13 protein-coding genes are annotated in these 13,036 nt (G+C 58.9%); 12 read left to right on the top strand and 1 reads right to left on the bottom strand.

Translation table 11 applies throughout. The features are described from left to right. The first annotated feature begins 508 nt into the window (after nt 1-508). The 12 genes from gbpA to gspM all read left to right on the top strand — a co-directional run bounded on the left by gbpA (nt 509) and on the right by gspM (nt 11,667). Nucleotides 509-2,035: an N-acetylglucosamine-binding protein GbpA gene (gene gbpA / locus ATI02_RS13285; protein WP_420875204.1), complete on the top strand. Its 1,527-nt coding sequence runs from the start codon at nt 509-511 to the stop codon at nt 2,033-2,035. A 202-nt stretch (nt 2,036-2,237) separates the two neighbouring features. After that, nucleotides 2,238-2,768, top strand: coding sequence for a type II secretion system protein N (locus ATI02_RS13280; RefSeq protein ID WP_100846501.1), 531 nt, complete (start codon nt 2,238-2,240; stop codon nt 2,766-2,768). A gap of 4 nt (nt 2,769-2,772) precedes the next feature. Further along, nucleotides 2,773-4,698: a type II secretion system secretin GspD gene (gene gspD / locus ATI02_RS13275; protein WP_420875205.1), complete on the top strand. Its 1,926-nt coding sequence runs from the start codon at nt 2,773-2,775 to the stop codon at nt 4,696-4,698. After that, a complete protein-coding gene (gene gspE / locus ATI02_RS13270; protein ID WP_100846499.1) occupies nt 4,695-6,176 on the top strand; it encodes a type II secretion system ATPase GspE in 1,482 nt (493 codons plus the stop codon). Before gspD ends, gspE begins: the two co-directional genes overlap by 4 nt. A gap of 2 nt (nt 6,177-6,178) precedes the next feature. Further along, nucleotides 6,179-7,390 carry a type II secretion system inner membrane protein GspF gene (gspF, locus tag ATI02_RS13265; protein ID WP_095187437.1) on the top strand — a complete coding sequence of 404 codons (1,212 nt, stop codon included), beginning with the start codon at nt 6,179-6,181 and terminating at the stop codon, nt 7,388-7,390. Between the two features lie 3 nt (nt 7,391-7,393). After that, complete coding sequence (gspG, locus tag ATI02_RS13260) at nt 7,394-7,843, top strand: type II secretion system major pseudopilin GspG (protein ID WP_100846498.1); 450 nt, start codon at nt 7,394-7,396, stop codon at nt 7,841-7,843. Between the two features lie 2 nt (nt 7,844-7,845). Next, nucleotides 7,846-8,316, top strand: a complete 471-nt coding sequence (gene gspH / locus ATI02_RS13255; RefSeq protein ID WP_095187435.1) for a type II secretion system minor pseudopilin GspH — start codon at nt 7,846-7,848, stop codon at nt 8,314-8,316. Further along, complete coding sequence (gene gspI / locus ATI02_RS13250) at nt 8,306-8,671, top strand: type II secretion system minor pseudopilin GspI (RefSeq protein ID WP_100846497.1); 366 nt, start codon at nt 8,306-8,308, stop codon at nt 8,669-8,671. Before gspH ends, gspI begins: the two co-directional genes overlap by 11 nt. After that, complete coding sequence (gspJ, locus tag ATI02_RS13245; RefSeq protein ID WP_095187433.1) at nt 8,664-9,224, top strand: type II secretion system minor pseudopilin GspJ; 561 nt, start codon at nt 8,664-8,666, stop codon at nt 9,222-9,224. The genes gspI and gspJ overlap by 8 nt, the downstream gene beginning before the upstream one ends. Beyond that, nucleotides 9,221-10,090, top strand: a complete 870-nt coding sequence (locus tag ATI02_RS13240; protein ID WP_095187432.1) for a type II secretion system minor pseudopilin — start codon at nt 9,221-9,223, stop codon at nt 10,088-10,090. The genes gspJ and ATI02_RS13240 overlap by 4 nt, the downstream gene beginning before the upstream one ends. Next, nucleotides 10,087-11,196 (top strand): type II secretion system protein GspL, encoded by a 1,110-nt coding sequence (gene gspL, locus ATI02_RS13235; protein WP_100846496.1) that lies wholly within the window; start codon nt 10,087-10,089, stop codon nt 11,194-11,196. The genes ATI02_RS13240 and gspL overlap by 4 nt, the downstream gene beginning before the upstream one ends. Next, on the top strand, nt 11,197-11,667 hold the full coding sequence (gspM, locus tag ATI02_RS13230; protein WP_095187430.1) for a type II secretion system protein M: 471 nt from the start codon (nt 11,197-11,199) through the stop codon (nt 11,665-11,667). 3 nt (nt 11,668-11,670) lie between these two features. Here gspM and ATI02_RS13225 read toward each other — a convergent pair whose 3' ends face one another. Beyond that, nucleotides 11,671-12,945, bottom strand: a complete 1,275-nt coding sequence (locus tag ATI02_RS13225; RefSeq protein WP_100846495.1) for an MFS transporter — start codon at nt 12,943-12,945, stop codon at nt 11,671-11,673. Nucleotides 12,946-13,036 lie beyond the last annotated feature (91 nt).

Here is a 13,036-nt window from a genome sequence, read left to right as displayed (position 1 = left end):
TATTTAACAAAATATTTCGTAGCGTTATGGTCTTGCTGTGTATTGGTTGCGAAGTTCTTGCCTGATCGATATTTTTATCCAACATATCGACGGTTTTTCGCTACGTTTTGTCTCGCTAGATATCATTGGGCCACTATTGAGCGCACTGTTTTAGAGCGGTTTTTTTTCGCCTCTGTGCGCTGTGATTGCGATAAAGTTAAAAATTTTTTCTTTGCACAAAGCAGTTGGCTATTTCGTAAAAAGTGCCAGAAACCCCTCTATTTCAGGCGTGCAGGTTTCTCGAGTAAGATTTTCGTCAAAGCAAAATCGCACCGACATCGATGACGGCATCACGCCTGGATATCTCTCGCAGAGTGACTGTGCATGCCGAGATAACAGTTGATGCCGTCAGCGAAGTCTCGATCGTTAGTTTGATTATGGAATATCAGAGGACCAGCCATGTCGCGGCAGCGGCTTGTTCTGGAGAAGGAACTCGTGCGGCAAAAAACCAACGTCGTAAGTGTGTTAATTGGAGAGCAAGATGACGAAAAACATTTCATCAGCGGGGATCCTCGCCGGGTGTGCATCCTCGTTGACCCTGCTGGCTTCACTGTTGGCTTCTCAGCAAGTGGCGGCGCATGGCTATATTACCGAGCCGCCTGAGCGAGCTTACTCTTGCCGATTGGGCGTCAATACAAATTGCGGTGGTGCTCAATATGAGCCACACAGTGTGGGTGAGGGGCCTAAAGGTTTCCCGTCTGCGGGGCCGGTCGATGGCAAGATTCCAAGTGCCGAAAACGGTTCGTTTTCCGAGATGGATATTCAAACGGCTACCCGCTGGCATTTGAATGAAATCAAGAACCGCAATGTCGAGTTTGCCTGGAACTACACCGCCGCCCATCGAACCACTCGTTGGGAATACTTCATCACCAAAACCGGCTGGAACCCGAATGAACCGCTCAAGCGTGCGTCGTTCGATACCACACCGTTTTGCGTGGTGGAGGCCAACGGCAGCTCGCCGATTGCCGGGCCTTCGGGCGGCGCTGGCCCAGGAAAAGAAAAGCACAAATGCACGATCCCGGCCGATCGCAGTGGGCATCACGTCATTCTCGGTATCTGGACTGTCGATGACACAAAGTCGGCTTTCCATAAAGTCATTGATGTGAACATCACTGCCGATGGCAATACGGGACCGGGACCGGGACCGGGACCAGGACCAGGACCAGGTCCTGTGGACAGTTGGAATGATGTCGGCAACATCGCCCCGAACAGAACCCTGGGCATCGGCGACAAGGTTAACGCCCGCGCATTCTTAGGCGGAGCTGAAAGCGCTGAATACAGTGTCGGGATCACGATCGATTCAACAGAAGAAGGCCTGCCGCAGAACTGGTCCTACAAACTGGCCGAAAAGGTCAACTCGACCCAGAAACTGATACGTGCCGGTGTACGTGACGCCGAAGGCAATATTGCCCCGGTCAAGGGCACGAATGGCTTGTACGCCAAGGTTGAAAGTGGTGTTACCAGCTATCAGCTGCAAACGGTAATAGTCAGCGATATCGACGCTTACATGCACGTCCACAACATGGCGAGCGAGTTTGTGCTGGACAAAGGTAAGGCCAAAGTCGACCTCACGGTCATGACCAACCGCGAGCTGACCGTTGAGGCCACCGTGGTGGATGCCAACAACAAGCAAGTGGGCTATGCGAAACAACTGGTCAATGCCACCACTGCGCCGATCAGCGTTCAGGTAACCAGTTCGCCCGGTGCACACCAGGTATTGCTGGTTGGCAGCAGCAAGGATGGCCGGATCAATCTTCAAGACGCCAAGCGTTTTGAAATGACCGGTACAGCCGGCGGTGGCGATCACGCCTTTGAGTTCCCTGCCGGGATTGGCAGTTACAAGGCCGGTACCCAAGTGCTGCAGCCAAAAAACGGCAAGGTCTATGAGTGCAAGCCGTTCCCGTTCGAAGGCTGGTGCAAGTCTTACAGCCCCTCCGCCAATCAGTATGAGCCAGGTATTGGTTCCAACTGGCAGGACGCCTGGATTGCCAGGTAATCCCTAGCCGTTCGACGCCGGACAGCCGTCATGGCTGTTCGGCGTCGTCAGTGGGGATGCGAGGCATACCCTGGATGTGTGGATCGGAACGTGAAGACATGAACAGAAAACCCGTTTTCTCAAGGCAACCCGTGTCTGCGCAGGAGTTGCTCACCGACAGACTTCGATCGTTTGAGTTGAGCCGCCCTTGACGTTTTTATCGATGGCGCCCTCCAGAAAGATCTCGGTGTTTCTCGGCTCGACGTTGCTGCTGCCGCTGGTGTGTGGCGGTGTATTGCTGTGGAAGGAGCGCGCCTGGCGCGACACGCTTCCCGTTCTGGCGAACCTTGCGATCAAACCGTCTCCCTCAGTTGACGCACAGGCGCCGTTCAATCCGGGGGCGATTGCTTCGTTGCTGGGGCTGGTAGCGCAAGAGTCACTGGCCCGAAGCAGTGAGGCGTTAGTGCTCAAGGCCAGTTTTGTTTCCAGTACCGGTGACTCCCGAGCGCTGTTGGCCGGCACTGAAGGTGAACGGACCTACCGGCTCGGCGACACCTTGCCGGGCGGCAGTGTGCTGCGCCGCATCGAGGTCGGCCAGGTGGTGTTCTGGCGCAATGGCCGCGAAGAAGTCTTGCCCATCGAAATGTCGGCCAAACGCTGGTTGCTGCCCATCGAAGGCAGTTCACCCGGCGTTGCTGGCGCAAGCGCCAACCTTTATCTCCAACCCACGCCCTACAGTGGCCAAAGTGATTGATCGCATGACTATGCTCTTCCGGTTTTCTGCACGCCGCGTCTTGCGGTTTCTGGCGTTCGCACCGTTGTTGGTTCAAGGCGTTGTAATGGCGGAAGCGCCGCAATGGCAGTTGTCCATGAAGGATGCGGAGTTGCGCGATGTCGTGCAGGAGATGTCTTCGATACTCGGCTCCACGGTGATTCTTGATCCGCGTGTTCAGGGCCGAATCACAGTGCTTTCCAAACAGCCGCTGGACCGTGAGGGTGTTCGGCGTCTGTTCTTCTCCGTGCTCGATGCCCACGGTTTCGCCGCTGTTGATCAGGGTGATCGCTTGCTGATCATTCCGGCGGGCGAAGCCAAGGCGCGCGCTGGAAGCGAAAACGGCCACACGGCGTCGAGCACCGAGTTCGTCACTCAAGTCATCGAGTTGAACGCCAGTGTTGCCGCCGATCTCGCCGGGTTGATTCGTCCGTTGGTGTCCACCAATGGCTATATCGGACCCTCCGCTTCGGCCAATGCATTGATCGTTACCGACAGCGCCGGCAACGTTCGCCGCATCAGCGAGATAGTGCGGCAACTGGATTCCGGTGCCAAAAATGCACACGCCGTTGTTGAGTTGCGCTATGGCCTGGCCGTTGAGATTGCCAAAGTCATGGAGCAGTCGATCGGCAAACAGAACCTGGAGTCCGGCAGCCAGGTTATCGCTGATGGCCGCAGCAATCGTCTGGTGATTCTGGGCACACAGGTCGCCCGGCAGCGGTTGATCGATATGGCACGGGCGCTCGATACACCCGCCAACGCCCGCGCTGACAACTCCAGGGTCATACGTCTGCGTCACAGTGACGCCAAGCAGTTGGCCGAGGTGCTTGATTCCATGAGTCAGGGAATGAAAGCGGCCGGTGGTTCGGGCATTGGCAAAGATAATTCGCCGGCCTCCCCTGTGGTGGTCAAGGCCGATGAGAGCCAGAACGCGCTGGTAGTCATTGCCGAGCCGGCGCAGGTGCGCACCATCGAGAATATTGTCCGTCAACTCGACCAGCCACGCGCTCAGGTGCTGATTCATGCCGCGATCGTCGAAATCTCCGGCGACATCAATGAAGCGCTCGGCGTGCAATGGGGCGTGAATGGCGGTGACGTCAAGGGCGGCATTACCTTTCCGGGCGCTGGAAACACGATTGCCGGGCTCTTGGGTTCGGGAGCCAACGTCAAGTTGCCGGAAGGCGCTGCACTGAAAATCGGCGGTGATCGTTTCGGCGTTCTGGTGACCGCGTTGGCTAGCAATGCCCGTAACAATTTGCTGTCGACGCCGAGCCTGCTGACGCTGGACAACCAGCAGGCAGAAATTCTGGTGGGGCAGAACGTGCCGTTCAAGACGGGCTCCTACACCACCTCCAGCAGCGGCTCGGATAATCCCTTTACCACGGTCGAGCGCAAGGACGTCGGCATCAGCCTGAAGATCAAGCCACACATCAACGAGGGCTCGACACTCAGGCTGGAAGTCGAGCAGGAAAACTCCGAAATCGCGCCTGCGGTCAGCGGCCTCACCAGCGAAGACCTGATCACCAACAAGCGCTCGCTCAAGAGCACCATTCTGGCTGATGACGGCGAGATCATCGTGATTGGCGGCTTGATCAAGGACAGCGTGCGGACGGTGGAAAGCAGTGTGCCGTTCCTCGGCCGCATTCCGCTGATCGGCGGGCTGTTCCGCTCAAGCAAAGACACCGTGACCAAGACCAATCTCATGGTGTTCCTGCGTCCGACCATCGTCCGCAGCAGAGAGAACCTCACCGAGATCACCGTGGATCGTTACAACGACCTGCGTCACTTGAGCAAACCGGGCGCGCGGCAGAACAACTCATTGTTGTTGCCACGAGACCCACAACAATTGTTCGAAGGCTCCAACGACAATCAACTGATTGATCTGCGCAAAGACAAGGTGCGAGCACCATGAGTGCGGTGCCGAAGTCCCCTGCTAGATTGCCATTCGGCTTTGCCCGTCGTTTCGGGGTGTTGCTCGAAGGCGAGGGGGACGATTTGCGCGTACTGTTTCGCGATGACACCCCGTTGACTGCGCTGGCCGAAGTGCGCCGTTTGAGTCCCCGGGATCTGCCCTGGCAGCGGCTCGACGAACAGACGTTCGCCCTGCGTCTGGCGCAGTGTTATCGCGCCGGAAAAAGCGCCGCCGAGCAAGTCGCACAGGGGCTGGACGATGAACTGGATCTGGTCAGTCTGGCGGATCAGGTACCGCAGACTGCCGACTTGCTGGAGCAGGAGGGCGATGCACCGATCATTCGTCTGATCAACGCGTTGCTCAGCGAAGCCGTCCGCGAAAAGGCCTCTGACGTGCACCTGGAAACGTTCGAACAGTACCTGTCGGTGCGCATGCGGGTCGACGGTCAATTGCGTGAAGTGCTACGGCCCAAGCGTGAGCTGGCGAATCTTCTGGTGTCACGAATCAAGGTCATGGCCAGGCTGGATATCGCCGAGAAGCGTATTCCTCAGGACGGTCGTATCGCCTTGCGTCTGGCTGGCCACGAGGTTGACGTGCGGGTGTCGACCCTGCCTTCGGCCCATGGCGAGCGAGTGGTTTTGCGTTTGCTCGACAAGCAGGCCGGTCGCCTCGACCTGCAGCGTCTGGGCATGCCGGCCGAGACGCTGGTGCGGTTTCAACAAATGCTTGGCAAACCCCACGGGATCTTTCTGGTCACAGGTCCGACGGGCTCGGGCAAGACCACTAGCCTGTATGCCGCGCTGACCCATCTAAATGATCAGACACGCAATATCCTGACCGTCGAGGATCCGATCGAATATCACCTGCCGGGCATTGGCCAGACCCCGGTCAACCCCAAGGTCGATATGACGTTCGCCCGGGGTTTGCGGGCGATCCTGCGTCAGGATCCGGACGTGGTGATGGTGGGCGAAATTCGTGACCGCGAAACCGCGGAAATTGCTGTGCAGGCTTCCTTGACCGGTCACCTGGTGCTGTCGACCTTGCACACCAACAGCGCGGTGGGCGCAGTGACCCGGTTGCTGGACATGGAAGTCGACGCGTACTTGTTGGCGTCTTCGCTGGTCGGTGTGCTGGCCCAGCGTCTATTGCGTACGCTGTGCTCCGAATGCAAATCACCCTATGTGGCGGATGCGGCCCAGAGCCTGCGGCTCGGCTTGGCGGTCGATGCGGCGCCGCGCCTTTATCGGGCCGTGGGTTGTGAGCATTGCCAGCAGGGGTATCGCGGACGGATCGGCATTTATGAACTGATCAGCGTCAATCCGGCGTTCTCGGCATTGATTCATCGCGGGGCCAGCGAGCCGGAGCTTCAGCGTGAAGCACGCAACAGCTCCCCGAGCCTGTTTCAGGATGGGCTGCGGCGGGTACTTGATGGCTCGACCAGCCTCGATGAACTGTTGCGCGTGACCCAGGAGGACTGAGCATGCCGGCATTCGATTATCAGGCGCAGGATCGCAACGGTCGCAGGATCAGAGGCTCGCAAGAGGCGGAAAGTCCCAGGCAGGCGCGTCAGTTATTGCGTGATCGCGGCCTGATGACCACCCACTTGAGGGAGGCCCGACGGGTAAAAAATCCGGCCGGTCGGTTCACCAGTAACGCGCGCTTGAGTGCCAGCGAACTGGCCCTGGTCACACGTCAGCTATCGACGCTGATTCAGGCCTCGTTACCACTGGAAGAAGCCTTGCAAGCGGTAGCCTCGCAGAGTGAAAAACGACGTGTCAGCAGCCTGCTGCTATCGGTGCGCAGTCGTGTCCTTGAAGGTTACACACTGGCGTCGGCACTGGGCGGATTTCCCAAAGTGTTCCCCGAACTGTATCGCGCCACGGTCGCTGCGGGTGAGCGCTCCGGTCATCTGGAGCAGGTACTGGAGCAGTTGGCCGACTACACCGAGGCCCGTCAGCTTTCGCGCCAGCGCATTCAGCTGGCGCTGGTTTATCCACTGATTCTGATGTGCGCATCGTTGGCCATTGTCGGTTTGTTGCTGGCCTACGTGGTGCCCGACGTGGTGAAGATTTTTATCGACAGTGGCCAGCCATTACCAATGCTGACTCGCGGACTCATCGCTCTCAGCGATGGCTTGCGCGGTTATGGCCTGTGGCTGTTTTTGCTGATCTTCACTTTGGTCGCGGGTGTACGAGCGGCGTTACGTCAGCCCGCCATGCGCTTGCGCTGGCATGCATTGCTGCTGCGCATGCCGCTGCTTGGCGGGGTGTTGCGCGCGACTGAAGCGGCACGGTTCGCCAGTACCTTGGCGATTCTCGGCAAGAGCGCCGTGCCGCTGGTGGATGCTCTGGAAATAGCCGCCGCGGTGATTGCCAACCAGACCGTCCGCGCCCGCATGAGCGATGTCGCCCGCTCTGTGCGTGAGGGCGGCACGCTGGCTCGTGCCCTGGAACGCAGCGGTGATATCCCGCCGATGATGCTGCACATGATCGCCAGTGGCGAGCGCGCCGGTGAACTGGACAGCATGTTGGCGCGAGCCGCCGAGCAACAGGAAAAAACCCTGGCAGCGCGCATCGCACTGGCGGTGAGCCTGTTTGAACCTTTCATGCTGGTGGTGATGGGCGGCGTGGTGTTGCTGATCGTCCTGGCCATCCTGATGCCGATTCTGAGTCTTAATCAACTGGTGAGCTGAACCATGAAATCCTTTGTACATAGCGGCGCACGTACCCAACGCGGCTTTACCCTGATCGAAATCATGGTGGTCGTGGTGATCATCGGCATTCTCGGCGCGATCGTCGTCCCGCAGTTCATGAGCCGACCTGATCAGGCCAAGGTCACTGCTGCCAGAACCGATATTCAGGCGATCGCCACGGCGCTGGAAATGTATCGCCTCGACAATCACAACTATCCCTCGACTCAACAAGGACTCGAAGCGCTCAGCAAACGCCCGACAGGTACACCGACGGCGAAAAACTGGAACCCGCAGGGTTACCTGAAGAAACTCCCGGTCGACCCGTGGGGTACGCCTTATCAGTACCTGGGGCAGGGCGTTAAAGGGCCGGGTTATGACCTCTATTCCTTCGGTTCGGATGGCGTCGAAGGTGGGGAAGGGCACGCGGCTGAAATCGGCAATTGGGACAACTGAGGATGAAGCGCAACGCCCGTGGTTTCACGTTGCTGGAGATGCTCGTGGTGATTGTGGTGATCAGCGTGGTGATCGGAATGATCACCCTGGTGGCCGGCGAGAGCCCGGCACGTCAGGCGCGGCAGCAAGCCCTGGCCGTTGCCCAGTTACTGAACACCTCACGGGAAAGCGCGGTGCTGGAAGAGCGTGAATACGGCGTGCGTCTGGAGCGTGAGAGTTATCAGTTGTTGCGTTTCGAGCGTTCGACCTGGCAGCCCGTCGGCGCGCCAAGTCATTTGCCTGCGGGATTGTTCATGACGCTTGAGCAGGAAGGTCGACCGCTGACCTTGAGCGACTCGTCGGCGCAACCACAGATTTTGCTGCTCAGCAGTGACGAACTCAGCCCCTTTGTCTTGAGTTTTTCCAGCAAGAGTCAACGTTGGTTGAGTCTTTCCAGTGATGGTTTGAGTGAGCCGGTCATCGATGAAAACTGAGCGCGGATTTACCTTGCTGGAGGTGATGATCGCCCTTGCGATCTTCGCAACCCTGGCCGCCGCCGCCCTGTCGGCCAGTCAGTATGTATTGCAGCAGGGTGCCGGTCTGGAGGAGCGATTGTTTGCCTCATGGCTGGCGGATAACCAGTTGAACGAACTGAGCCTGCAACGCAATCTGCCATTGGGCAGTCGACGATTCGTTGTCGCCTTCGCCCAGCGAGAGTGGGTGCTCAGCCAAGTCATTCGAGCGGCAGAAGACTCGCGTCTGCTTGCGGTCGAAATCAGCGTGCGCCGTGGCGACAGTGACGACATCGTGAACCACAGCCAGCGCTGGTTGCAGGCGCGAGATGAATAGACAGTCGGGTTTCACCTTGATCGAGTTGCTGATCGCCATGGCCATTTTCGTTGTGTTGGGGATGGCGTGCTGGCGATTGTTCGACGGTGTTGCCAGCGCCGAGCGCAGCAGTGTCGACCATCAACTGGCTCTGCGCAGCTTGATGCGCGCCGTAGCGGTGATTGAGCGCGATGTGCTGCAGGTGGTGGAGTCGCACCCGGGGCGCACGATGCTGCTTGATGGCGGTTTGCTGAATTTTCAACGGGGTAACTGGCGCAACCCGCTGGATCAGCTGCGCAGTGAGTTACAGGAAGTCAGTTACACCTTCGAAGGTGAAACGCTGTGGCGTTACAGTCGCGCTGTTGGCCAGGCCGAGGCGCAACGGCAGAAGTTGCTCGAAGGCGTGACGCAGGTGCGTTGGCGGTTGTTTGATGAAAAAAGCGCCTGGCGCAGTGAGTGGCCCGTTGACGCAAAAATGCCGATGGCGCCGCCCCAGGCTGTGGAACTGCAGTTTTCCTCGCCGCGCTTCGGCCAGATCCGCCGCGTGTTCATTTTGCCGCAGGCTGTGCGATGAAGAGCCGTCAGCAGGGCGTTGCATTGATCACGGTGCTGCTGGTGATGAGCCTGGCGCTGTTGCTGGTCGGGAGTTTACTGCGCAGCCATCGCCTCGCCGTGCAAAGCAGTGCGCAGCAACTTCATCAATTGCAGTTGCGTCAGTTGGGGCTGAGCGGTGAAACCCTGGCTCGGCAATATCTGCAGAACCCACAATGGCGAGCGTCAAAAACGATTCAGCTGGGGCAAGAGTGGGGCCAGCGCCGTAGCGCATTCGACATCGACGGCGGGCGGGTGCACATCCACATCGAAGACCTCGCCGGGCGTTTCAATATCAATCAGTTGCTCAAGGCCGGTCAGGTCGACCAGATCACGCTCGGGCGCTGGTCGCGGCTGTTGCAGGCGCTGAACCTGAATGCCCCGGATTTGAGCGCTTTGCGCCCGCCCGATGGCCCGGGGCTGCTGTCCGATGTTTCCGGATTACGGTTGCTGCCCGGCGTCGATGCGCATTGGCTGGCGCGCATCAAACCGTGGATTGCCGTGCTCCCGAAGGAGGCCACGCTAAACGTCAACACCGCCTCGGCAACGGTCCTCGCGACCCTTGAAGGAATGACCATCGACAGCGCCCAAGCGTTAGTGGCGCAACGTCCTGATGAAGGTTACTCCAGTGTGCAGAGCTTCACTCAGGCGCCTGCCATTGAGGGCTTGGGTGTGCTCAGCCATGGGTTGGGCCTGAACAGCCGCTGGTTTCGCGTCACGGTGGATGCTGAGTTGGGCCAGCGCCGTCTGCGCCTGATCAGCCAATTTGAACGTGATTTGAGTAATGGCCGGCTACGACTGCAACAACGAAGTTTCGTGGCCTCGACTGAAAGTGAAACTGCCCAATGAAAACCTGGCTTTACCTGACCGCCGAAGGCTTGCCTAAGGCCTCACCCGATTGGCCATGCTGTTTCTGGCGTGACGACGAGGCGCCGAATCTCATGCCGTTGGCCAACGCCGCGACCGTGTTGGCCGGTGCCAGCGTCATGCTGATACTGCCAATGGAGGTTTGTAGTTGGTGGCTCACCGACGCGTGGCCTAACCGACGACGGCCTTCCGTACAGGCGCTGACGTATGCGATTGAGGACCAATTGGCGCAGGAACTGGACAGCGTTCATGTGGCGGTCGGGCGCTCAGACGCTACGCGACGTTATCCGCTGTTGGTAATCGACCGGCAGTGGCTGGAAACGTTGTTGGTCCTGCTGAAGTCCTTGGGTATCGAGCCGGCAAGCTGTTACGTCGATGCCGATCTGCTGCCCGACGATCAGCCTTGTGGCGCCTGGTGGTTCGGGCGCTGGATCGTCGGAGGGACCCAGCAAGCGAGGCTGGCGCTGACCGATCAAGGACGTGAAACCTTGAAGGAAAACCCGGCATCCCCCGTGCATTGGCTGAACACACCGGGCTCTGCGCTGACAGCGCTCAGCACTGTGCTGGCCAGACAATCCCGGCACGCCATAGACCTGCGTCAGGGCGAATATGCTCAGTCGCAGCGACGCTTGCCCTGGTCGCTTGTGGGGGTGGCGGTGGGTCTGACGTTCCTGATGCTGTGGGGGTTCACTCAGGCACGTAGCCATTTTCTTGAACAACAAGCCGGGCTTCTTTACGCCGACAGCGTAGAGCGGTTCAGAGCCATCTATCCCCAGGAAACCCGCATTGTTGACCTGGCTGCGCAATTGCGTGCCTTGCAATCGCAGGGTGATACGAATCAGCAAACCCGCCTGGCGCGTTTGCACAGCCTTGCCGAACAGGTAATCGGTGGCAGCAGCGTCGAGGTACAACGCATCGAGTATCGCGCCGGCGAGGGTTGGAAAGTGCAACTCACAGCCAACAGTTTTGCCGAACTTGAGCAGTTGCGCGAGCGCGGCAGACAGAGCGGCATGCCAATCAAGCTCGGCAGTGCCAGCAAAGACCAGAACCGCGTGCGGGCAATATTGACGCTGGAGGAGTCGTCCTGAATGAAGTCTTACCTGAAGTTACCGCCAGTCTTGCAGGAAAAATGGCAGCAACTGCCGCGCAGGGATCAGAAAATGCTGGTCTGGCTGGGCATTTTCCTGATCGCCGTGCTGATGTTCAGTGGGCTCTGGCAACCGGCACAACAGCGTCTGGCTGCCGCTGAACGACTTTATCAACAACGGTTGGCGCTGGCGCTGCAAGTGCAGCGCGCACTGCCGTCGCAGCAGCGCCCGCTGGTGTCCGCGCCGCTCTCCACCCGGCTCAGTGACAGCGCATTGGCGCAGGGGCTGGACCTGGAACAGTTCGAGGCCGATGACAATGTCCTGCGCATCACCTTGCGGGGCAATGCGCAGACATTACTGAAATGGCTGGAGGGCGTCGAACGCGACGGTGCTCAATTCGAATCCCTGAGCCTGGATAAAAAAGATCAGTTACTGGAAGCGCAACTGGTGGTTCGTGCCGAGCCATCCTGACGGTCAGGGTGGCGCGCTACCCAGTGTTGGCAATTTCGCCAGCTTCAACGCCACCAACAGCGCAATCAGCAACAGCGCGCCGATAAACAGGCCAATACCGTTCCATCCCCCCAAGTGCCAGAACACCCCACCCGCCGTGCCGGCAATGCTCGACCCTGCGTAATAACTGAACAGATACAACGACGACGCCTGCCCCTTGGCCTTCAACGCCCGTCGTCCGATCCAGCTACTCGCCACCGAGTGCGCGCCAAAGAAGCCGAAGGTGAAGATCAGCATGCCGACGATCACCAGCGGCAATGGTGTGAGCATCGTCAGCGCGAGGCCGACGAACATCAGCGCAATCGTCGCCCACAACACTTTGCGTCGCCCCAGTTTGTCCGCCAGTGAACCGATCTTCGCCGAGCTGTAGATGCCCGACAGGTACACCACCGAGAGCAAACCGACGAACAGCTGATCAAGGTTGTACGGTGCGGCCAGCAAGCGATAGCCGATGTAGTTGAACAGCGTCACGAACGCGCCCATCAGCACGAACGCTTCAAGAAACAGCAGCGGCAAACCGGCATCGCGAAAGTGCATGGTGAAACCGTCGAGCAGGCTACGCGGGTGCAGTGAGCGCGAGCGGAAGTTGCGTGATTCCGGCAGAATCTTCCAGAACACCGCCGCCGCAATCATCGCCAGACCGCCGATCACCAGCATTGCCGTGTGCCAGCTGACGAAGTCGATCAGCACCCCGGTGATCAACCGTCCGCTCATCCCGCCAATCGCGTTACCACCGATGTACAGACCCATCGCCAGACCGATGTGTTGCGGGTGAATCTCTTCGCTCAAGTAAGTCATCGCCACCGCCGCCAGACCGCTCAGCGACAAACCGATGAGCGCGCGCATGATCAATACACCTTCCCAGCTCGGCATCATCGAACTGGCGATGGTGCACAGCGCCGCTGCGAACAACGCGGTGACCATCACCGGTTTACGCCCGACCCGATCGGAAATCGGCCCGGTAATGAGCAGGCCGATGGCGAGCATGCCGGTGGCCACTGACAGAATCAGGCTGCTCTGCGCCGCGTTGATCCCGTACTCGTGGGACAGCAGCGGCATCATCGGTTGCACGCAATACAGCAGGGCAAACGTCGCAAACCCACCGCTGAACAGCGCCAGCACCGTGCGCATGAACATCGGTGTGCCTTTTTCGATGTAGAGCTCTTGCAGCTCGGCGACGACATCGTCGGCCGCAGCAGGTGGTACTTCATGGGCAAGAGGGGCGGCGGCGGTTTTCACATCAGACCTCGGGAGAGCACGGCCAGGCAGGCAATGGAAAAAAGCATATAGCTGGCTAATGTTTCTATCCAATATATTGTTCGACCTGTTT

Origin of the sequence: Pseudomonas baetica (assembly GCF_002813455.1) — a bacterium.
Taxonomy (GTDB): Bacteria; Pseudomonadota; Gammaproteobacteria; order Pseudomonadales; family Pseudomonadaceae; genus Aquipseudomonas; species Aquipseudomonas baetica.
This window is presented reverse-complemented; position numbering and strand designations above follow the sequence as displayed.